The sequence below is a fragment of the Intestinibacillus sp. Marseille-P6563 genome, assembly GCF_900604335.1.
GTDB lineage: Bacteria > Bacillota > Clostridia > Oscillospirales > Butyricicoccaceae > Butyricicoccus_B.
The window spans coordinates 1333576-1354545 of sequence record NZ_UWOD01000002.1 but is presented as its reverse complement, the minus strand read 5'-3'; the positions used below and the strand labels follow the sequence as shown (position 1 = coordinate 1354545).

Here is a 20970-nt window from a genome sequence, read left to right as displayed (position 1 = left end):
CCGACAAAATCCGTTATTCGTATTTTATCACAATGCGCTCGGAAATTTTAAACAAATTGTAAAGAATTGGCCTCTTTTTGATGACAAAATGGCTTATTCTTCAAAAGCGAGGTTGATGAAATCCTCGGTCACCTGGATGACGCGCATGGTGTTGGTGTAGCTGACACGACCAACCGGCATACCGGCGGTAACGATGATGACATCGCCCACCTTGACGTTCATAGCCTCAACCGCGCCGCGAACTGCCTGCATATACAGTGCTGTACCGCTGGACGGACGGCCAACCAGGCAGGGGATAACGCCCCAGGACATGGTCAGACGGTGGAAGGTCTTTTCCGACGGGGTTGCGCCGACGATCAGCTTGCCCGGACGGCGGCAGGATACCGCACGTGCGGTCGAACCCGATTCGGTGAAGGCCACGATGCACTTGGCCTCCAGGTCGGTTGCGGCGTTGCACACGGCGTGTGCGATCGCATTGGTCTTGACATCGCCCATGAGTTCCATTTCCATGAACTCCGGACGGGTGATGCGACGACGATCATAGTGAATGCTAGCTTCGGCGTTCTCCGCGATGCGGCTCATGGTCTGCACGGTCTGCACCGGATACTTACCGACCGAAGTTTCGCCCGACAGCATGATGGCGCTGGTGCCGTCGTATACGGCGTTCGCAACGTCGGATACTTCGGCGCGGGTCGGACGCGGGTTCTTGGCCATGCTTTCGAGCATCTGGGTTGCGGTTACGACGCGCTTGCCGCGGGATACGCACTTCTTGATCAGGCACTTCTGGATTTCCGGCAACTCCTCAAACGGTACTTCGACGCCCAGGTCGCCGCGGGCTACCATGATGCCCTGTACTTCGTCCAAGATGGCGTCGATGTTACGTACGCCTTCCATATTCTCGATCTTTGCGATGATCTGTACGTCTTCGCAGTTCTGCTCCTTGAGGATCGCCTTCAGGTCCTTCATGTCCTGCGCGGTGCGGCAGAAGGAAGCTGCGATAAAGTCGATGCCCTGCGAGCAGCCAAAGACAACGTCATCGCGGTCCTTATCCGAAATGTAGGGCATATTCAGCTTGATGCCCGGTACGTTGACCGACTTGCGGTTGGACAGCGGGCCACCATTGAGCGCACGGCAAACGATGTCGGTGCCGCCGCGGATTTCGATGACTTCAAATGCAACCAGACCGTCATCTATCAGAATCCGGGTGCCAACCTGCACGTCAGCCGGCAGGCCTTCATACGAAATGGAAACGATGGTGTTATCGCCTTCGATATCGCGGGTGGTCAGGGTGAATTCCTGGCCTTCCTGGATCTCGATCTTACCATCTTTGTAAGTCTTGGTGCGGATCTCCGGGCCCTTGGTGTCCAGCATAATGCCGATGGGCAGACCGAGCTCGGCGCGAGCGGCCTTGACCATATCCATACGAGCCTTGTGTTCTTCGTGCGAGCCATGGCTAAAGTTAAATCGTGCCACGTTCATGCCCGCCTTCATCATGTCCTTCAATACTTCGCCCTGATCGGTTGCCGGGCCCAGCGTACAAATGATTTTTGTTCTTCGCATTGGTACTCCATACCTCACTTCACAACTAAAACCTGCAAAATCAAAATTTTGCCTTCACCTAATATGTTTATTCCGTTCTTATTTTATATCATTTGCGTACTTTTGACAACACTATCCGGCTTTCCGGACGCGCTGCACGCGCATTTTCATTGCTTTTATCCAAAACCGGTTTGCTAACCCCTTTCTTTTGTTGCCATTTTGCCGGACAGCGCTTGTCAGGGGCTCCAAAATCGATTATAATAGCACTAGAACATACACCAAAATGTCCACACATTTTACAAAACAAATTTTTCCTTTTTTCAGCTGGCCCGTTTCTGCGGGCAGGCCGCATTTTGTTTGACCAAACTGGAGGGATCCTCATGAACAATACCCCGGCGCTCGTTGTTATGGCTGCGGGCATGGGTTCGCGTTACGGCGGCCTGAAACAGATCGACCCGCTCGGACCAAACGGCCAGATCATTCTGGATTATTCCATTTATGACGCTTACCGCGCAGGTTTTTCGCGCGTCATCTTCATCATCAAGCCCGAACTCAAAGATGCCTTTGAGCAGGCCATTGGCGCCAAGGCCCGGCGTTATATGCAGGTCGACTATGTGTTCCAGACGCTGGATAACCTGCCGGACGGCCTGACCGCCCCGGAAGGCCGCGTCAAGCCGCTGGGCACCGGCCACGCCGTATGGTGCGCACTGCCGCTGCTCGACGTGCCCTTTGCGGTCATCAATGCCGACGATTTCTATGGCGCTGACGCATTCCAGAAGATGTTCGACTTCTTGTCCAAGACCGTGGACGACGACAAATATCGGTACTGCATGGTCGGCTATAAGGTCGAAAACACGCTGACCGACAACGGTACGGTTTCCCGTGGGGTCTGCCAGGCCGACCAAAACGGCTTTTTGTGCTCGATCGTCGAGCGCACGGCCATCGCCCGGAGCGAGGACGGAGTGATTCATTTTTCCGAAGGCGATACGACCGGCGAAATCGCGGACGGCACTCCAGTATCGATGAACCTTTGGGGCTTTACGCCCTCGTTCCTCGGCGAACTGACCACCATGCTGCATGAGTTCTTTGCCGAGAAGCTGCCGAGCAACCCGGAAAAAGGCGAGTTTTATCTGCCGTCGGCCGTGGATGCCCTCATCCAGAACGGCAAGGCGACCGCCCGTCTGCTGACCACGGATGCCCGCTGGTTCGGTGTGACCTACCGTGAGGACAAGCCCACCGTGCAGGCGGCGCTTGCGGCCATGACCGAAGCCGGGGAATATCCGGCCGATCTATAAGGAGAACACGCCATGTTACCCAATTTTTCCGAATCTTTCGTTGAATTTTGCAACCGGGTCGAGCAATCGCTGCCGGCACAGTTCACCTGCACCCGCATGACCGAATACAATGGCCGCATCGCGGCGCTTTCGGCGGAATTTTCCACCTCGGAAAAGAAAAAACTCATGGGCCTGATGCCGACCAAACAAGTCACGCATTGCCATGAGTTCCGGCTGGTCTATGCCGTACCGGTGATGGACCTGGCTGCCCTGGAGGAATGGTGGGAATTTGCGCGCGGCCTGCAAAAAGAGATCGTTCCCGCTGACCCGACGCATGAATTTTCCATGGTCAGCCTGATTTTAGTAGCCGGGGAAGTGGACCCGGCGGCGGCCAAAAAGCTGAAAAGCCGCGCCAGCGAACTGCGATACAGCGCACCCCAGTCGGGCTGGTCCTCGGTACGGGTCGCGCTGGTCGATCTCGGGCGGGGCAAGATCCATGTCAACCGCATGGGCGGACCGCTGCGAGATTTGATCAAAAAACTGGTGTAAACGGTTACATTTTTCCCGTTTTGCTCGGATTTATGCAAAATTGCTTGCAATCGGCGGCCGGGTGTGCTATGATAACATGTACGCACATCATGCCCATCCGGGCTTTGTTAGAACACAAAAATCAAAAAGAAGCGGAGGTTTGGAAAAGCTATGGATACCCTTCACATTGTCATGAGCGTTGTGGAAGTGCTCGCTTGCCTGTTCCTGATCGTGACCATCCTGTTGCAGGAAGGCGCATCCCAGGGCCTGTCCGGTACGATCGCCGGCGGCGCGGAAACATTCTTTGGTTCCAAGAAGGCACACGGCATGCAGTCGACCCTGAGCCGCATCACCACCGGCGTCGGCATCCTGTTTGTCGTGCTGGCCGTTGCGCTCAACCTGCTGTAAGATGCGCACGCTGCAATATGCAACCCTGGGTCTGTTTGCACTGTTTGCTGTGCTGACCGTGTTTTTCCAATTCCGCATCGGAATGAAGGATGGGCAGGCCCAACGGGAAAATTCTTCCGAGGCCAAGCAGGCCGGAGAACGGTTCAGCCATCTCGCGCGTTCTTGCGCGGTGCTGGCCGCCGTATTTTTGGTCATCTGCATGGTGCTCGGCGCACTCAGTCGATGACAGAAAAGTGGCTGGATCTTCGCAAGGTCCGGCCATTTTTATATTTCCGCGCAAAAAAACACATCCGGCGCCTACAACGGCAAACCGGATGTGTTTTTTCAGGATTTCGCTCCTGATACCGTCCCCAATAAAAAGGGTTGGGATGGGGGACGCTTTTTATAAGGACGGTGTTATTTTTTTGCTCTCCGGGGTTTTTGAAGTGCGAGGCAAGAGGGAGAGAGCAAAAGGGATGTTATTTATGGACGTAGTTAGAAACCGGTTGGGGGAAAGCTGTGGAACTTTGGCAGGTTGTGTTCCATTTGCTGATCGCGGCTTGCATGCGGCAATCGGGGCAAATCACATGCTTGGCATACCATTCAGCCTTGTGTGCACGTTCTTCGGCTTGTCCGGTGAGATCCAGGATTCCCTGGTGACCGCAACGGAATTGTACTTGACATAACATTCTACAATCTCTCCTCTCTTGATGCCGCCCCACGGGGGAACCAAGTACACAAAAATATAATGTGTCCGAAAATAATTGTAGAATCCATTTCAAATCAACAGAAGCACATTATATTTTTATAAAATACTTTTGCATCATACTGAAATCGGTTTCATGTTTCTGCTCTTATTATAAAAAAATCGACTCTTTTTTTCAATGTGCATTTTGTACATTTTTTCTTAATTTTATTTGTATTTTACTAACATGATTTGCATTTGTTCATGATTACTTTTTGTATAATTTTATATTTTGATTACTTTTCCTGTTTTCGCTTGCATCTTGCCGCCAAACAGGGTATCCTTATACTATTCTGAAAGTTCAAAATGGAGCGCGTTTTTATGAATATTCAAATCTTCGGGAAAAGCAAATGCTTTGACACCAAAAAAGCCGAGCGCTGGTTCAAAGAGCGCGGCATCAAGTTCCAATCGGTCGATTTGATTCGCTATGGGATGTCGGTCGGTGAATTGACATCGGTCTGCCGGGCCGTCGGCGGTGTGGATGCCCTGATCGACCCCAAATCCAAGGATGCTGCCACGCTACGCTATCTGGAAGGCGACCAGGCCAAATTTGACAACCTTCTGGACAATCCCAAGCTGCTGCGCACGCCCATTGTCCGCAACGGCAAACAAGCCACGGTCGGCTATTGTCCGGAAGTCTGGGCAGGCTGGGCATAAGCCTGTGCACAACTTTGTGGAAACTCTGCATAACCCCAAAAAGGAGTATATAACGTGAAACAAGTTACCATATATACCGATGGTGCGTGCTCGGGCAATCCGGGACCGGGCGGCTGGGGCGCCATCCTGCAATACGGCGCCCACACCAAAGAGATCTCGGGCGGCGACCTGATGACGACCAATAACAAAATGGAGCTTTTGGGTGTCATTTCGGCGCTCGAACTGCTCAAAGAGCCCTGCCAGATCGATTTATATTCGGATTCCAAATATGTCATCGACGGCATCACCAAGGGCTGGGCCAAGGGCTGGAAGGCGCGCGGCTGGAAAAAAGCCGACAAGACCCCGGCCAAAAACCCGGAACTGTGGGACCGTCTGCTCGGCCTGCTGGACGTGCATACGGTCACTTTCCACTGGGTCAAGGGCCATGCGGAAAATCCGTACAACAATCGCTGCGACGAACTTGCCGTTGCCGAGTGGAAAAAACTCAAATAAAAAAATCCCGCTTTGATACAAAGCGGGATTTTTTCTTACTCCAGAGTGCCTTTGCGCAGGCGGGTGATCCCTTCTTCGTTGGTGAACGTGTCTTTGACCGTGACCTTGACCCCGCTCGGAATGACAAATTCGGTCAAACCATAGTGGTCATCGCCGGTCTTGCCCCAGTCATAGGTGTATCCCAAACGGGTCCATGGACGGGGATTGGTAAAGTAATTGTTCTGAATCTCATCTTCAAAGAAGCTGATGAAATCCTGGTCGACACTTTCTTCAAACGCCAGCGTCATCTTGCCGATCTGGGCATCCGGCTGATAGGCGGCACGCAAAATGCGCTCGGGCGTGACCCAAGCCACCACAAAGGCGCTGCCTTCGCTGCCTTCCGGCATGCCGAACAACTGGCACAACCGGGCGGTCTGCTGATTTTTCAGCGCATCGGAATTTTCCTTGCCCCAGGCTGCCAGTTCCAAATCGGAATAGGCATAGGTATCGGCATCCAGCGTGACCTGCTCATCCTTGACAAACATATCGGGCTGCTTGGTCCAGAACACCAGAAGCACGCGGTCGGTTTCATTGTCATAAGTGACGCCGCCGTCCTCCTTGGTCAGGCAGATCAAATCGTGCATTTCGGCTTCCTCCGCCTGCAAGGCATCGATCACAGCATCCTGATAGGTGAGGGTCTCGGTTTCGGCGGTTGTGTCCTGCTTTTTATCGGTTTCGGTTGCCGCCGGAGCGGACAACTTGCCGGCAATCACCTGTACGACCACCGCCGATAAAATCATCAGGAGCAGCACGATCACCAGCGGGAAACGCCAGTAAAATAAAATTTTCTGCCATCGTTTTACTTTTTTTCGGGGCCGCCGGGTGGGCGGTTCATAATTGGATGTCGACATAGCAAACCCTCTTTATCCTTTTCGGTGTTGAATGTGGTAGGCCACACGGGTGACCAGTGCTTCGGGGGCCAGACGGCGTACGGCCAACCCCAATTTGATGCTGAGTCCGGGCACGATCACGCCTTTACCGCGGAACATGCCATTGATCGCGCACCGAGCGACCGTTTCACTGGACAATCCGCCGATCGAAAACCGCACGTCAGCGACCCGGTTAAATTCGGTATCCACCGGGCCGGGGCACAGGGCCGCGACCTGCACGCCACAGCCTTCCTGCCGCAGTTCTTCGCGGATGGCCTGGGTCAGACGCAGTACATAATTCTTGGTCGCATAATAGGTCGCCATCAAAGGACCGGCCATAAAACCGGCAGAAGAGGCGACATTTAAGATGTAGCCGCTGCCACGTTTGCGGAAATCCTGCAAAAAGAGTTTGGTGAGCACGTGCACCGCGACAACATTGGTCTGAATCATACGCAGTTCGGTGTCCAAATCGGTCTCGGCAAACGGCCCAAACAGGCCAAAGCCTGCATTGTTTATCAAAATCTCGACATCGTCCCCGCGTGCTGCTTCATAGACCAGACGGCATTCGCGCACGCTGGACAAATCGGCCGTGAGAATCTGGCAGGACACCGGCAATTCGGCGGCCAAAGCCCGCAGACGGTCCTCCCGCCGGGCGATCAGGGTCAAATCATACCCCCGCGCGGCCAGCAGCCGGGCCATGTCCCGGCCAATGCCAGCCGAGGCTCCCGTGATGATTGCTCTCATTTTTCCTCCTTCCGGCGCGCACAGGCTTTGCTGCAGCCTGCGCAGCCGCCACAGCAGCCCTTGCCGCTGCGCGCCTGTTTAATTAAATACAAAACGGATAATATTACCGCGAGTATAATTGTTCCAACAATGAAAAAATCAGCCATTTTTCCTTCCTTTTTTACATTTAGTGTACCATCATCCATAGTTTCTGTCAATGAATGGACAAACATACCTGACTTTTCACCTGTCGGGAAGTTTTATCCGGGTTTTGATTTGGAAATCTTCTTTGCCGGCGGGCCTTGTCCGGAAATGGTCGATTTTGCGCTCAAAATCCGGGTTTGGTAACACGCAGGTAACATGTTTTTACCAAATTATCATTTGACTTTCCCCTATACTTTTCGTACGATAAGCGTAAGGTTGATCTCCTTTGTTGTGTTGTTTGGGGAGATCAAACAAGGAGGGACAAAGGATGTTTCACAATCAACTCAAACGGATCGTTGCGGTCTTTTGCGCGGGCAGCCTTTTATGGAGCTCGGCCGCCGCAGCCACAATTTCCGATTTTCCCGATGCCACCGGACATTGGGCCTATGATGCACTCGCACAAGCGGTGGAAGATGGTCTGTTGCAGGGCGATGATGGCCGCCTGCTTCCTAGCGGCAGCCTGACCGGCGCTCAGATGGCCGCGATTCTCAACCGCGTGCTCGAAGCCCAGAACACCGACCGTTCGTATCCGAACACCCCGGCCGGTCAATGGTATACACAGGACGCCTCCAAGGCCGTTTCGCTCGGCACTTTGCCGATCGATGGCTCAGTCGACCTCAATGCACCGGTCACCCGCGGCCAGGTCTTTGCCGCTTTGACGGCTGCTTTTGGTCTGGATGAGGCCGCACCCGATGAAAGCGTTCTGGATGCTTTCTCGGATGCCAACACCTTGACTCCGGTACAGCGCCGCGCTGCCGCCGTTCTGGTGCGGGACGGTATCCTGTCCGGTTCGCAGGACGGTTCGCTGCAAGCATCCCGCGGCATTACCCGCGCGGAATTTGTTTCCCTGATCTACCGCATTTGGAACGGTTCCTATCTGACCACGTCGGACATGCTCGCCGAGCCCGAAACGCCGACCGATGAAACCACTGAGCCGGAAACTCCGGTGGATGAAACTACCGAGCCTGAGGCTCCAGCCGATGAGACCACCGAATCCGAGACTCCGGCGGATGAAACTGCCGAATCCGAAACCCCGGTCGGCGTAACCCCCGAGCCGGAAACTCCGGCAGATGAAACCGCCGAACCCGCAACCGCGGCGGACGAAACTGCGGAGCCGGAAACCGCGGCGAAGGAAGCGGCTGAGCCCGAAACCGTAGCCAACGAGACCACGGAACCGGAAACCTCGACCGACGAAACCGTCGAGCCGGAAACTGCGACGATTTCTCCGGTCTATCTGTTCTTCACAGCACCCGACAGTCTGGATCGTACCCAGTCGTATGACCGCATCGTGCTGCGTGGGGAAGATATGGCACCGGTATTTACCGAAGGCGACCCGATTTCGGTCAAGCGTCTGGTGGTTGGCACTACCGGTGGACCGTTCACGGTGTCCAATCCCATCGGCAATACGTTTGAAACCGTTGTGGTCGGCGGCGGCACCGGTACGGTAACCGTTCAGGAAAACTCCACCCGCCGTGTCGAAATCACCGGTTCGGACCGTGCGATTTACTTAAATGGACTCAATCTGGACAGTCTCATTATCAGCGGCAGCGGCAATAAGATCTATACCGACAGCAAGACATCCATCGGCACGCTGCGCGTTGCGGCAGGTGCTTCGAATAACATCATTCAGGTCGATGGTTCGGTAAATTCGGCCGATATTGCCGGCGCATGGACCACCTTGCAGGGCGAAGGCCATGCGGGTAATGTCTTTATCACCGGCAAGCGCTGCACCATCTCGTTGGCAGCCGATGCCGTCGATGATTCCAAGGTCGACAATGGCCTGGAAGGTGTCAAAGTGACTGTTACCGCGCCCCAGGTCAAGCCCGGCGGACAAATCACCGCAACGGCGACCATTACTGGTGTCGATAAGGCCCGTGTATGCGGCGCTCAGTGGTATCTGGACGGTAAGCCGGAATCGTCGTTTGTCAATTCGTCGTTTGAAATCAGCGAAGGCAAGACTTCCAGCTATCATCGCGCCATCACGTTCACCAAGAACATGCAGCTCGAGCATACGGTCGGTTTTGTACTGACTTACCGCAATTCGGTGACCGGAGATGAAGAAAAGATCATCGCCGGTGCCACGGTAAAGATTGAAAACTATCCGGACAGTCATTATCTGCCCTCGCCGGCCGAAGTGCTGGCCAAGGTCAATCCGACCTATCGTCCGGGCAATACCGACTATTCCAAGGACGAAAAGACCGTCTTTGTCAACGCGAAGGGCTATTCTAGCGAAACCCAGTACCTGATTTGGGTCAGCCGTTCGGCGCAGATGGTCAATGTCTTCCAAGGCTCCAAGGGCAACTGGAAGCTCATCCATGAATTCCAGTGCGCGACCGGTAAATCCAGTTCGCCGACCCCGGTTGGTGTGACCTATGTCACCTACAAGCAGACCGCCTGGGTAACGGACAGCTATACCTGCCGTCCGATCGTGCGGTTCTATCCGGGCACGGGCTATGCGTTCCATTCGCGCCTGTATTATCCGGGTACGAATACCCTGAAAGACCCCTCGATCGGCTTCCCGGTATCGGCGGGCTGTGTGCGTATGCTGGACGAAGGCATCAACTGGCTGTACAACAACATTCCGAGCAAGACGACTGTTGTGATCTACTAAAAAGCAAAAAAGAAGGGAACCAGTGGTTCCCTTCTTTTTTATTCTTCGGATGATGTTTCTTCTTCTTCGTGGTCGGTGCGGACGATGGAGATGACCTTCACATCATCGTCGGTGCGCATGACGATAACACCCTGGCTCGACCGGCCGCATTCGCGAATCTGTCCGACCGGCGTACGGATGATGACGCCGTCATCGGTGATAATCATGATGTCATTATCGGCATCGACCACCGCAATACCAGCCACCAAACCGGTCTTTTCGGTCAGGTTGTGCAGGGTGATGCCGCTGCCGCCACGGTGATGGACGCTGAATTCCTCCACCGCGGTCCGCTTACCGTAACCGTTTTCGGTGATGGACAGCACATGTGCGCCCTTACGTGCGCGTGCGGCGCCCACGACAAAGTCACCTTCGGCCAGACGGATGCCGCGCACGCCGACCGCCGTACGGCCCATGGCGCGCACTTCGGATTCGGCAAAGGTGATGGCCTTGCCCTCGTGGGTGGCGATGAGGATGTTCTCCTGGCCGTCGGTCAGGCGCACATCGACCAACACGTCGCCTTCGTTGAGGCCGAGTGCCCGCAGACCGCCCTTGCGGATGTTTTGCAGGTCACTGAGCACAACGCGCTTGATAGTACCCATGCGGGTGACGAATACCAGATATTTATCTTCCGAGAACTCCCGAATCGGATACATAGCCGTAACCTTTTCGTCCGGGTCCAGTTCCAGCAGATTGACGATATTGGTGCCCTTGGCTGCACGTCCAGCTTCGGGGACCTGATAGCCCTTGAGCTTATAGACCTTGCCCTGGGTGGTGAAGAACAGCAGCGTATCGTGCGTGGATGCTGTGAACAAGCCGCGGGTAAAGTCTTCCTCACGGGTGGTCATGGCATTGACGCCGCGGCCGCCGCGGTTCTGGGCGCGGTACGCCGATGTCGGGATACGCTTGATATAATTGAGATGGGTGAGGGTATAGGTGCAATCCTGCTCCTCAATGAGGTCCTCAATGTCGATTTCGTCAGCCACGTTCGCGATCTCGGTGCGGCGCTCGTCGCCGTAGGCGTTTTTGATCTCCTGCATCTCTTTTTTGACCACTTCGAGCATGTTGCGGTCGCTCGACAGGATTTCCATAAAGCCTGCAATCTTGCCTTCGAGTTCGTTGTATTCGTCGTTCAGCTTTTGCTGCTCCAAGCCGGACAGGCGGCCCAGACGCATATCAACGATGGCCTGTGCCTGCGCTTCGTCCAGATGGAACTCAAAATGCTCGGAACCATCGACAATGCCCAGCAGCGCGATTTGGTCGATCCAGAACGGCTCCTTGCACAGATTTTCCTTGGCTTCGGCTTCGCTCTTGGACGCACGGATGATGGCAATGATGCGGTCGATGTTGTCCTGGTCGGTGGCCACCTTGAGGCCCTCCAGGATGTGGGCGCGTGCCTGCGCCTTGGCCAGATCGAACCGGGTGCGGCGGGCAACGACGTCCTTCTGGAAATCGATATAATAATCAATGATCTCGCGCAGGGTGAGCACGCGCGGCTGTACCTTGTCCGGGTTGGACGGGGAGGGCACGAGCGCCAGCAAGATCATCGAGCAGGTATCTTGCAGCTGGGTGTAATTATACAGCTGATTGAGCACCACCTGGGCGTTGGCATCGCGCTTGATGTCGATGACGATGCGCATGCCTTCGCGCGAAGAATGGTCCATGATGTTGGAAATGCCCTCGACGCGCTTATCCTTGACCAGATTGGCGATCGATTCGACCAGGCGCGCCTTGTTGACCATGTACGGGATCTCGGTGATGACGATCTGGCTGCGGCCGTTGTCGTTTTCCTCGATCGTGCAGCGCGCGCGGACCTTAACCTTGCCGCGGCCAGTGGCATAGGCGGCTCGCATGCCAGCACGGCCCATGATGATGCCGCCGGTGGGGAAGTCCGGCCCCTTGATGATAGCGGTCAGCTCATCCAGATCGGCTTCCGGATGTTCGATGACATAGCACACCCCGTCGATGACCTCGGTGAGGTTGTGGGGCGGGATATTGGTCGCCATACCGACCGCGATACCCGACGAGCCGTTGACCAGCAGGCAGGGGAAGCGGGAGGGCAGCACGACCGGTTCCTTGCGCTCCTCGTCGAAGTTGGGCTGGAAATTGACCGTGTCTTTCTTGATGTCGGCCAGCATGTAGTTGGAAACCTTGGCCATGCGGGCCTCGGTGTAACGGTACGCTGCCGGGGGGTCGCCGTCGACCGAACCGAAGTTACCGTGGCCGTCGACCAGCGGATAGCGCAGCGAGAAGGGCTGTGCCATACGGACCATGGCATCGTAAACCGAAGCGTCGCCGTGAGGATGGTACCGGCCGAGCACGTTACCGACGGTCGTTGCCGACTTACGGTAGGGCTTGTCCGAGGTCAGGCCGTCCTCATACATCGCATACAAGATGCGGCGGTGGACCGGCTTTAAGCCATCGCGCACGTCGGGCAGCGCACGCCCGACGATAACGCTCATAGCGTAATCGATATAGGAACTTTTCATCTCCTGGTAGAGCTCTACCGGGAGAATTTTTTGATTTTCGTATTCTTGACTCATTCTTTCCCTCCAAAAGCGAGGTCTATTTCAAACTCAGATGTCGAGGTTCGTGACGTATTTCGCGTTCTTCTCAATGAATTCCCGGCGCGGCTCGACCTTTTCGCCCATCAGCAGGGCAAAAATTTCGTCCGCTGCCGCCGCATCTTCCATGTGTACCTGCTTGATGATGCGGTTTTCCGGGTTCATGGTGGTTTCCCAAAGCTGTTCGGGGTCCATCTCACCAAGGCCCTTGTAACGCTGTACACGAACGCCATCGCCCATGTCATCCAGGCAGGCGCGCTGTTCTTCATCCGAGTAGGTATACCGCACGTCCTTGCCCTTTTCGTTCTTAAACAGCGGCGGCTGGGCGATGTATACATGCCCATGCTCGATGAGCGGCCGCATGAAGCGGAAGAAGAAGGTTAGCAGCAGGGTGCGGATGTGGCTGCCGTCCACGTCGGCATCGGCCATGAGGATGATCTTGCCATAGCGCAGCTTGCTTAAATCAAAATCCTCGCCAAAGCCTGCGCCAAAGGCGGTGATCATAGGCGTCAGCTTTTCGTTGCCGTAGACTTTATCCAGGCGTGCCTTTTCGACGTTGAGCATCTTACCCCACAGCGGCAGGATGGCCTGATAGCGGCGGTCGCGGCCTTCCTTGGCCGAGCCGCCTGCCGAGTCACCCTCGACGATGTAGATTTCAGTCAAATGCGGGTCGCGCTCCTGGCAGTCGGCCAGCTTACCGGGCAGGGAAGCGCCGTCGAGCGCCGACTTGCGGCGGGTCATCTCACGCGCCTTGCGCGCCGCTTCGCGGGCGCGGGCAGCCGTCTGCGCCTTGTCGATGATGGCGCGGGCAACCGACGGATTTTCCTCAAAGAAGGTGGTCAGGCGGTCGTTCATCATAGTTTCGACCAAGGTACGCATATCGCTGTTGCCCAGCTTGGTCTTGGTCTGGCCCTCGAACTGGGCCTCTTGCAGCTTGACCGAGATGATGGCCGTCAGACCTTCGCGCACGTCATCGCCCGAGAAGGACTTTTCATTTTCCTTGATGAGGTTATATTTGCGGCCATAATCGTTTAACACGCGGGTGAGCGACGCCTTGAAGCCGGTCTCGTGGGTGCCGCCCTCGGTGGTATTGATGTTATTGGCGAACGAAATGAGGGTCTCGGAATACGAGTCGGTGTACTGCATGGCAACTTCGGCCATGCTGCCCTCGCGGCTACCTTCCATGTAGATGACGTCCTTGTGGATGGGCGTTTTGGTGCGGTTCAAATACTCGACAAACTGCCGGATGCCGCCCTCATAGTGCATGACTTCCTCATTGAGTTCATCCTCGCGTTCGTCGCGCAGGGTGATCTTGATGCCGGCATTGAGGAACGCCTGGTCACGCAGGCGCTTTTCGAGCACTTCGAAGTCATAGACCGTGGTTTCGAAGATCTCGGGGTCGGCCTTGAAGCGGATGGTCGTGCCCGTTTCGCTTTCAAACGGCACCGACTCCATGGGCTTGACGGTCACGCCGCGCTCAAAGCGCATGAAATGCTTTTCGTGCCCGTCGCGCACTTCGGCTTCCAGCCAAACAGACAGGGCGTTAACGACCGACGAACCCACGCCGTGCAGGCCGCCCGAAACTTTATAGCCTTCGCCGCCGAACTTGCCGCCTGCGTGCAGCACGGTCAAAACCACTTCGAGCGTCGGAATGCCCATCTGCGGATGGATGCCGCAGGGGATGCCGCGGCCATTGTCGGCTACGCGGATGATATTGTTCTTTTCGATGGTCACCTCGATGTGGGTGCAGTAACCGGCCAGCGCTTCGTCGATCGAGTTATCGACGATCTCATACACCAGATGGTGCAGGCCCTGGGCCGAGGTCGAACCGATGTACATGCCCGGGCGCTTGCGCACCGCTTCCAGGCCTTCGAGCACCTGGATCTGGCTTTCGTCATAGGTTTCCGTGACCTTCAGGTCGAGCATTTCTTCGCTCAGGCCTTCACTTTCCTTTTTTTCGATGTTTTCACTCATACATAGATCCTTTACTTTGCGAAATAATCAACCGGCCGCAGCCCGCCCGCGGCGACGCGGCTCTCAGCAAACATGCGGACACGCCCCACTTTTACAGCGTTCCTTCCTCCACGCGCTTTTGCAGCGTGCGTGAGGAGATGGGCGAGAGATATAAAATCTCTCCCAATTCCCCGGTGCACAAAACCGCCGAACCGGGCAGGTCATCGCACAAATCGACGATGCGGCCTTCGTCGCCCAGCCGCGTGAGCAGGCGGCGGGTACGCGCCGAAGCCGTGGCGGTATCCATATCGAAAATGCAGACGATCTGCCGCAGGGGAACCATATAGTCCTGTCCAATATGCACATACACGGCTTTTTTTACCCCGCCTTCTCTATTGGTTTTTCCCGCATGGATTCTGTACCTATTATACCACTTTTTTGCCGTTTTGTCTGTGGAAAAAGCAAATATTTTGGAGTAAAAATGACTAATTCCCGCTTGAAACCCAGTGAAAAACTGTATAAAAAGCATCTTGCTTATTGTGCGCGGTCGCTTTCTGCCAAAATCCTCCCGTTTTGGATGGTGAAAACCTTCCCGGCCTCGATTTTCCGGGTAATATCCTCCTCACAGCAGGTGATGATGACCTGACCTTTGTCGATGCGGTTTAACACAAAATCCTGCCGCCGCCGGTCGAGTTCGGAAAGCACGTCGTCGAGTAGCAGCACCGGATATTCCCCGCAGTCCTCAAAGAACATGTCCCGCTCGGCAAGCTTCAAAGCGAGCGCGCAGGTGCGCACCTGCCCCTGCGAGCCGAACGACGAGGCCGACACCCCGTTGATGGTCAGATCGAGGTCGTCCTTGTGCGGACCGGACAGGCAGCTTGCGGCTGCGAGTTCGAATTTCTTGTGGCTCATGACGTGCTCGATAAGATCGCGCTCGATTTCGGCATAGCTCGCAAACGGGTCCTGGACGCCCGACACGGTCTTATACACCGCACCCAAGGTTTCACTCGGCGCAGCCTCCTTGTGCACCGCAGCGGCCTTCTCCGACAGCTTACGGATATAGTACGCCCGATACCGGATGAGAATCGCCCCCAGATGGGCCAGCCGCAGCGAGAAATCGTCCAACAGGTCGAGCAGCGCCGGTTTTTCGTCGCTGTCTTTGAGAATGCGGTTTTTATGGGCCAGGACTTTTTCGTATTCGCTCAGGACCTTGTCATAGTTGGGCCGGAGCTGACACAGCGCGGCGTCCAGAAACCGCCGCCGGGCCGCCGCCCCGGCGCGGATGAGATACAGGTCGTCCGGGCAGAACAGCACGGTTTTGAGGATGCCGCGCGCGTCGCCCTGCCGCTTCATGCGCACGCCGCCCCGCCAGACCTCGGCCGCCTTGTTGGCAAATAGACGGATTTCCACCGTGAAATCCCGGTTCTCGGCTTCAAATTCGCCCAAAATACTGCCCGCAGACTGGCCGAAGCGCAGCCCTTCCTTTTTCTGGCCGGTGCGGAACAGCCGCATGGTCGAAAGCGCTGCCGCGGCTTCGAGCAGATTGGTTTTGCCCTGGGCATTATCGCCGCTGATGACATTCACCCCCGGCGCAAACGAAAAACTGGCGTCCGCATAGTTGCGAAATTCATGTAATTTTATGCAGTTTATTTTCATAAATATTCATCCATTCCGGTCAGTGTCCCACAACACAGCAAACGCAGAACTACACATTTCGTGTGATTCTGCGTTTGCGTCTGTCCTTGTACTGCGGACATTTCCATCTGAATTTTCGTGTTTCACACGGGCAGATTTTTCCCGTTTCACATGAAACATTGCAGGTGTTTTGCGCCCTTCCTGCAATTTATTCGGCGATTTCCACCAGATTGCCGTCCAGCTCCACCCGGTCGCCCGGATGCAGCTTCTTTCCGCGCATGGTGCACACTTCGCCGTTTACTTTCACTTCGCCCCCCGCGATGCGGAGCTTGGCTTCGCCGCCCGACGAAACCAGATTGGCAAACTTCAAAAGGGCATCGAGTTTAATAAATTCTCCGGTGATTGCAATGGTTTCCACGCAAAAATCCTCCTTATTCGCCCGACTTCAAGCGGACCGGCAGCACCAGATAGGTGAATTTATCGCCTTCGACCGGCTGCAACACCAACGGATTGAGCGCGCCTTTGAGCTGCATCACGATCGGTTCGTCGCCGCAGGCGCGCAGCGCGTCGAGCAAATACCGGTTATTGAATCCGATTTCCAGGTCTTCGACCGGCTCGCCCAGCGGGCATTCGTCATAGGATTTGCCGACCGCGGTGATACAACTCATCTTGACAACCGGGCCGTCAAAGGTCATGCGGACCGGATTTTTCAGTTTTTCGGACACGATCAGCGAAACACGTTCGATGCAGGTGATCATTTCCCGCGCATCGATGGGCACCGAATGGCTGAAATCGTGGGGGATGGCCGAACGATAATTGAGGAATTCGCCGTCGATCAGGCGGGTAATGAGGACAGTTGAGCCGATTTCGAACAAAATATGCTTCTCATCCGGGTAAACCGATACGGTTTTTTCGGCATCATCGGCCAAAATGCGCTCGATTTCGCGCAGCGCCGAGCCGGGCACGACAAATTTGAGGTCCATTTCCGGGGCCGGGTCCAGGGTTTCACGGCGAACCGACAGGCGGTAGCCATCGACCGCGACTACATGCAGCCGGTTTCCTTCGGTTTCAAACAGGCAGCCGGTGTGGATGGGCTTGGCTTCATTGTCCGAAACGGCAAAAATGGTCTGGGCAATCATGGATTTGAGCGTTTTTTGCGGAATGGTGATCTCGCGTGAGCAGTCTACTTCGGGCATCTGCGGGAAATCATCGGATGCCGAAGCGACCAGATTAAAGACCGCGCGACCGCATTTGATGGTTGTGAGCATTTTTTCATCGGTTTCCACATAGACCGTATCGTCGGGCAGCTTGCGGATGATGTCGCCGAACAGTTTGGCGCTCAAAACAATCTCGCCGGCTTCGACAATATCGGCATCGATGCTGGTGCGAATGCCCATGGACAGATCATAACCGGCCAAAGTCAGACGGTTGGATGCTGTAATCCGCAGACCTTCGAGTAGGGCAATGGTAGATTTGGAAGACACCGCACGGGAAGCAATGCTGATCGCGTCGAGCAGTGTCGATTTTTCACAGGAGAATTTCATGGTGTTTTTGTTCCTTTCTTTGTTTACACAGGTCGGGAAATGGCGAAGGCCCCTTTTCCCGGGAAATAAGACCCTTATAGAAAGAATATAGGATTTTAGTAGTAGTAGTAGTAGTGTGGAAGCTGTGGAAAACTCACTTTTTTGCAGGGGAGCCGGGCGTTTGCTCGTCCACAAGCGCGTGGGGATAGGAGTGGATGAAACAGGAGCACGAAAAAACCCGAAATTTCATCCCCAGGTTATCCTTGTGGATTCCACAGGCGAAATGTGGATAACTTTGTGCAGAGGGTGCGTTCGTTTTATTCCAAGAGGGAACGTTTTGTTACGTCAAGGGTAGACAAAAACCACCGCCCATTCGCCTTCTTTTGCAGGAAAACTTGCAGGACGGCGGGGCGTTATAGGTTTTGGATGTTCTCGATCAGCGTGCGGATGATGTCGTCGGTCTCGGCGCTCAGTTTGCGTTCGTCTTCGATCTTATTGCACGCGTGCATGACCGTCGTATGGTCGCGGCCAAAGACCTTGCCGATTTCGGGCAGGGAATAGCTGGTCAGCTTGCGCACCAGATACATGGCCATCTGCCGGGGACGGACGGTATCTTTGGAGCGCTTGTTGGCCAGAATCTGATCGACCGGCATGGAATAGAAGTTGGACACGGTTTTGAGGATCATGTCCGGGGTGGGGTTCAGGCCCGGATTGATGGACTTGACCTCTTCGATGACCGTATCCACCAGTTCGGCCGAGATTGGTTCGCCGTTGAGTTCGTGTTTGGCCTTGATCTTTTTGACCGTGCCTTCCAGCTGGCGGACGTTGGATTGCAGATTTTCCGCGATCTGGTACATGATGTCGCGCGGCAGTTCGAACCCGAGTTTTAATGCCTTGGCGTTGATAATGGCCAGACGGGTTTCCAGGTCGGGCGGCTGGATGTCGGCCAGAAGGCCCCATTCGAACCGGGTCTTCATGCGGTCTTCTAGGGTGTTCATCTCCTTGGGCGGCCGGTCAGAAGTCAGGACCAGCTGCTTGCCCGATTCATACAGGGCATTAAAGGTATGGAAAAATTCCTCTTGCGTACGCTCTTTGCCGGCGATAAACTGGATATCGTCGATGAGGAGCAGATCTGCCATGCGGTATTTGCCGCGGAAGGACTGCACGTCGCCTTCCTGGATGGCGGTGACCAGTTCGTTGGTGAAATCTTCGCCCTTGACATAGATGATGCGGAAATTCGGATGGTTTTGGTGCACGACATTGCCGATTGCGTGCAGCAAGTGGGTCTTGCCCAGACCGGATTGACCATAGATAAACAGGGGATTGTAGTTTTCCGCCGGGCTGTTGGCCACCGCGATGGCGGCGGCATGGGCAAATTTGTTGGACGAACCGACGATAAAGTGTTCAAAGGTATATTCATCGTCGAAGGATAGGCCGACCAGCGTGTTTTCGGTGGGGACTTCGTCGCCCACGATCACGGACACCTGGATGGGGCCGCCCAACAGCTGCGCCAGCGCGTCGGAAAGCGGCTGCATAAAACGGCTTTCGATGATCTCCTTTTTAAATTGGCCGGATGCGCGCAGCGTCAGCCGGTCGCCGGCAAAACTGACCACCTCGGCGTCGTCGAACCAGGCCGACAGCGTGACCGGGTTGATGGTCTTTTCCATATAGGAAAGCGCCATTTTGAGAATGTCGTTAGGACCGTTCATTTTTCTTTCATCTCTCCTCCATTTACCGAGTGCTACTCAATACTAATAATAGCACAATCCACAAGGGGCTTTCAATGAAAATTCGCATTTCGGAGAAGTTTTCCACAGGATGTACACATCACACACGAAAGGCAGATTTTTTGGATACTGCGGCTGATTTTATGCAAAAAGGGCAGAAAACCCGAAAAACAGGAGATTTCCCGGGTGTTTTCGTAGAAAAAAGAGGTCTAGTCGTCCTTTGAAGGCGCACAAGCCCTGTGCATAAACGCAGGCTTTTCGAAAGGGTGGTGCGAGAAGGAAAAAAAACTTGACAGCGGCCGCGGTTTGTGCCTATAATAAATACTGATTCAGATTGCATTGGACAGGCAGCGACATATGTCGAAACCGCCGCAAGATGTGGTAGTTTGGACCTGTGCCGGTGCCCCACGGAATAAGATTGCAGTAGGAGGTGCTAGAGAGATGCTGAGAACTTACCAGCCGAAGAAGCGTCAGCGCAGCAAGGAACATGGTTTCCGCAAGAGAATGTCGACCTCGAACGGCCGCAAGGTGCTGGCTCGCCGCCGCGCAAAGGGCCGCGCTCGCCTGACCCACTAAGGGGATTTTTGACGTTTTGCGTCGCTTTTCCGGCTCTTGCCGGGAATTTTTATGAGGGCCGTCGTTTTTCGCGGCCCTTTTTTCAAAGCTCTTTCGCATGTCTGCCAGGAAAGATTCGGTTCGGCGGGGGTGGAATGCGGATTTTTTTGTCCCGCCGGGCAGATCGCAGGGAAAAAGCATCTGAATCGTGCCTGCGATACCAAAGCCGGCCCTCCGGAGTCCATCCGAGAGGCCGGGCTTTTCCGCTCTTTATTTTTGACAGGAGCGTTGTATGAAACACACCTATCGTATCAAACAGAATTATGAATTCCGTCGGCTGTACCGGCGCGGAAAATCGGCTGCGACCCCGTTTTTGGTGGTCTATGCGCTCAAAAACCGCCGTCCGGTCAGTCGCATCGGCCTAACGGTCAGCCCCAAACTCGGCGGCGCCGTGGTGCGAAATCGCATCAAACGTCTGCTGCGGGAGGCTTATCGTCTGCATGAACAAGAGATCATGACAGGCTATGACTTCGTTTTGGTTGCCCGCACGCGCATGGTCGGTATAAATTGTGCCCGCACCGAGCGGGAACTGCTGCGCGCTATGCGGCAGCTTGGTCTGGTCCGTCCGGAAAATGGAGGCGAAAAAGCGTGAAACGCTTTTTTTTAGCAGCGATCCACTTTTATCAAAAGCACATTTCGCCCGGCATCGCGCCCCGCTGCCGGTATATCCCCACCTGCTCGCAATATGCGGTGGAGGCTATCGAAAAATATGGGGCGCTCAAAGGGGGATGGCTGGCGTTCAAGCGGATCTGCCGGTGCCATCCGTTTTCCAAGCACGACGTTTATGATCCGGTCCCCTGACCCGCAGCCGGGAAAGAGGGGCTAAAAGGAGTGTCCGCCGCCTGCGGC

General features: G+C 55.1%; 21 protein-coding genes. 10 read left to right on the top strand and 11 right to left on the bottom strand.

Features of this window, described 5'->3' with window-relative positions; translation table 11 throughout:
* Positions 1–93: 93 nt before the first annotated feature.
* Complete coding sequence (pyk, locus tag EFB11_RS14900; RefSeq protein WP_122791070.1) at positions 94–1560, bottom strand: pyruvate kinase; 1467 nt, start codon at positions 1558–1560, stop codon at positions 94–96.
* A gap of 359 nt (positions 1561–1919) precedes the next feature.
* Here pyk and EFB11_RS14895 point away from each other — a divergent pair, with 359 nt between their 5' ends.
* The 6 genes from EFB11_RS14895 to rnhA all read left to right on the top strand — a co-directional run bounded on the left by EFB11_RS14895 (position 1920) and on the right by rnhA (position 5622).
* On the top strand, positions 1920–2834 hold the full coding sequence (locus EFB11_RS14895) for a nucleotidyltransferase family protein (RefSeq protein WP_122791068.1): 915 nt from the start codon (positions 1920–1922) through the stop codon (positions 2832–2834).
* Positions 2835–2846: 12 nt separating this feature from the next.
* Positions 2847–3362 (top strand): hypothetical protein, encoded by a 516-nt coding sequence (locus tag EFB11_RS14890; RefSeq protein ID WP_122791066.1) that lies wholly within the window; start codon positions 2847–2849, stop codon positions 3360–3362.
* A gap of 150 nt (positions 3363–3512) precedes the next feature.
* Positions 3513–3749, top strand: a complete 237-nt coding sequence (secG, locus tag EFB11_RS14885) for a preprotein translocase subunit SecG (RefSeq protein ID WP_122791064.1) — start codon at positions 3513–3515, stop codon at positions 3747–3749.
* Position 3750: 1 nt separating this feature from the next.
* On the top strand, positions 3751–3975 hold the full coding sequence (locus EFB11_RS14880) for a hypothetical protein (RefSeq protein ID WP_122791062.1): 225 nt from the start codon (positions 3751–3753) through the stop codon (positions 3973–3975).
* 819 nt (positions 3976–4794) lie between these two features.
* Positions 4795–5130, top strand: coding sequence for an arsenate reductase family protein (locus tag EFB11_RS14870; protein WP_122791058.1), 336 nt, complete (start codon positions 4795–4797; stop codon positions 5128–5130).
* Between the two features lie 54 nt (positions 5131–5184).
* Positions 5185–5622 (top strand): ribonuclease HI, encoded by a 438-nt coding sequence (gene rnhA / locus EFB11_RS14865; RefSeq protein ID WP_122791056.1) that lies wholly within the window; start codon positions 5185–5187, stop codon positions 5620–5622.
* Positions 5623–5657: 35 nt separating this feature from the next.
* Here the strand turns inward: rnhA and EFB11_RS14860 are convergent, their stop codons facing one another.
* From EFB11_RS14860 to EFB11_RS14850, 3 genes are read right to left on the bottom strand one after another with little or no spacing between them, the layout of a single operon-like run.
* Positions 5658–6512 carry a hypothetical protein gene (locus EFB11_RS14860; RefSeq protein ID WP_122791054.1) on the bottom strand — a complete coding sequence of 285 codons (855 nt, stop codon included), beginning with the start codon at positions 6510–6512 and terminating at the stop codon, positions 5658–5660.
* 12 nt (positions 6513–6524) lie between these two features.
* Positions 6525–7274 (bottom strand): SDR family NAD(P)-dependent oxidoreductase, encoded by a 750-nt coding sequence (locus EFB11_RS14855; RefSeq protein ID WP_122791052.1) that lies wholly within the window; start codon positions 7272–7274, stop codon positions 6525–6527.
* Positions 7271–7420, bottom strand: coding sequence for a FeoB-associated Cys-rich membrane protein (locus tag EFB11_RS14850; protein WP_122791050.1), 150 nt, complete (start codon positions 7418–7420; stop codon positions 7271–7273). Before EFB11_RS14850 ends, EFB11_RS14855 begins: the two co-directional genes overlap by 4 nt.
* A 305-nt stretch (positions 7421–7725) precedes the next feature.
* Between EFB11_RS14850 and EFB11_RS14845 the strand changes: the two genes are divergently transcribed.
* A complete protein-coding gene (locus EFB11_RS14845; protein WP_122791048.1) occupies positions 7726–10068 on the top strand; it encodes a L,D-transpeptidase in 2343 nt (780 codons plus the stop codon).
* A 38-nt stretch (positions 10069–10106) separates the two neighbouring features.
* Here EFB11_RS14845 and gyrA read toward each other — a convergent pair whose 3' ends face one another.
* From gyrA to dnaA, 7 genes are all read right to left on the bottom strand, one after another.
* Positions 10107–12647, bottom strand: coding sequence for a DNA gyrase subunit A (gene gyrA, locus EFB11_RS14840; protein ID WP_122791046.1), 2541 nt, complete (start codon positions 12645–12647; stop codon positions 10107–10109).
* A gap of 33 nt (positions 12648–12680) precedes the next feature.
* Entirely contained in the window at positions 12681–14594 is a 1914-nt protein-coding gene (gyrB, locus tag EFB11_RS14835) for a DNA topoisomerase (ATP-hydrolyzing) subunit B (protein ID WP_122791335.1), read from the bottom strand.
* Positions 14595–14733: 139 nt separating this feature from the next.
* The gene (gene remB / locus EFB11_RS16945; RefSeq protein WP_164706795.1) at positions 14734–14991 is read right to left on the bottom strand and encodes an extracellular matrix regulator RemB; all 258 of its coding nucleotides are present in this window, start codon (positions 14989–14991) and stop codon (positions 14734–14736) included.
* Positions 14992–15155: 164 nt separating this feature from the next.
* On the bottom strand, positions 15156–16277 hold the full coding sequence (gene recF / locus EFB11_RS14825) for a DNA replication/repair protein RecF (RefSeq protein ID WP_122791042.1): 1122 nt from the start codon (positions 16275–16277) through the stop codon (positions 15156–15158).
* 187 nt (positions 16278–16464) lie between these two features.
* The gene (locus tag EFB11_RS14820; RefSeq protein ID WP_122791040.1) at positions 16465–16674 is read right to left on the bottom strand and encodes an RNA-binding S4 domain-containing protein; all 210 of its coding nucleotides are present in this window, start codon (positions 16672–16674) and stop codon (positions 16465–16467) included.
* Positions 16675–16687: 13 nt separating this feature from the next.
* Positions 16688–17800, bottom strand: a complete 1113-nt coding sequence (gene dnaN, locus EFB11_RS14815; protein ID WP_122791038.1) for a DNA polymerase III subunit beta — start codon at positions 17798–17800, stop codon at positions 16688–16690.
* A 392-nt stretch (positions 17801–18192) separates the two neighbouring features.
* Positions 18193–19488, bottom strand: a complete 1296-nt coding sequence (gene dnaA / locus EFB11_RS14810) for a chromosomal replication initiator protein DnaA (protein ID WP_122791036.1) — start codon at positions 19486–19488, stop codon at positions 18193–18195.
* Between the two features lie 459 nt (positions 19489–19947).
* Here dnaA and rpmH point away from each other — a divergent pair, with 459 nt between their 5' ends.
* The 3 genes from rpmH to yidD all read left to right on the top strand — a co-directional run bounded on the left by rpmH (position 19948) and on the right by yidD (position 20922).
* Positions 19948–20082: a 50S ribosomal protein L34 gene (gene rpmH, locus EFB11_RS14805; RefSeq protein WP_122791034.1), complete on the top strand. Its 135-nt coding sequence runs from the start codon at positions 19948–19950 to the stop codon at positions 20080–20082.
* Between the two features lie 271 nt (positions 20083–20353).
* A complete protein-coding gene (rnpA, locus tag EFB11_RS14800) occupies positions 20354–20713 on the top strand; it encodes a ribonuclease P protein component (protein ID WP_122791032.1) in 360 nt (119 codons plus the stop codon).
* A complete protein-coding gene (yidD, locus tag EFB11_RS14795) occupies positions 20710–20922 on the top strand; it encodes a membrane protein insertion efficiency factor YidD (protein ID WP_206424195.1) in 213 nt (70 codons plus the stop codon). The genes rnpA and yidD overlap by 4 nt, the downstream gene beginning before the upstream one ends.
* The last annotated feature ends 48 nt before the right edge of the window (positions 20923–20970 follow it).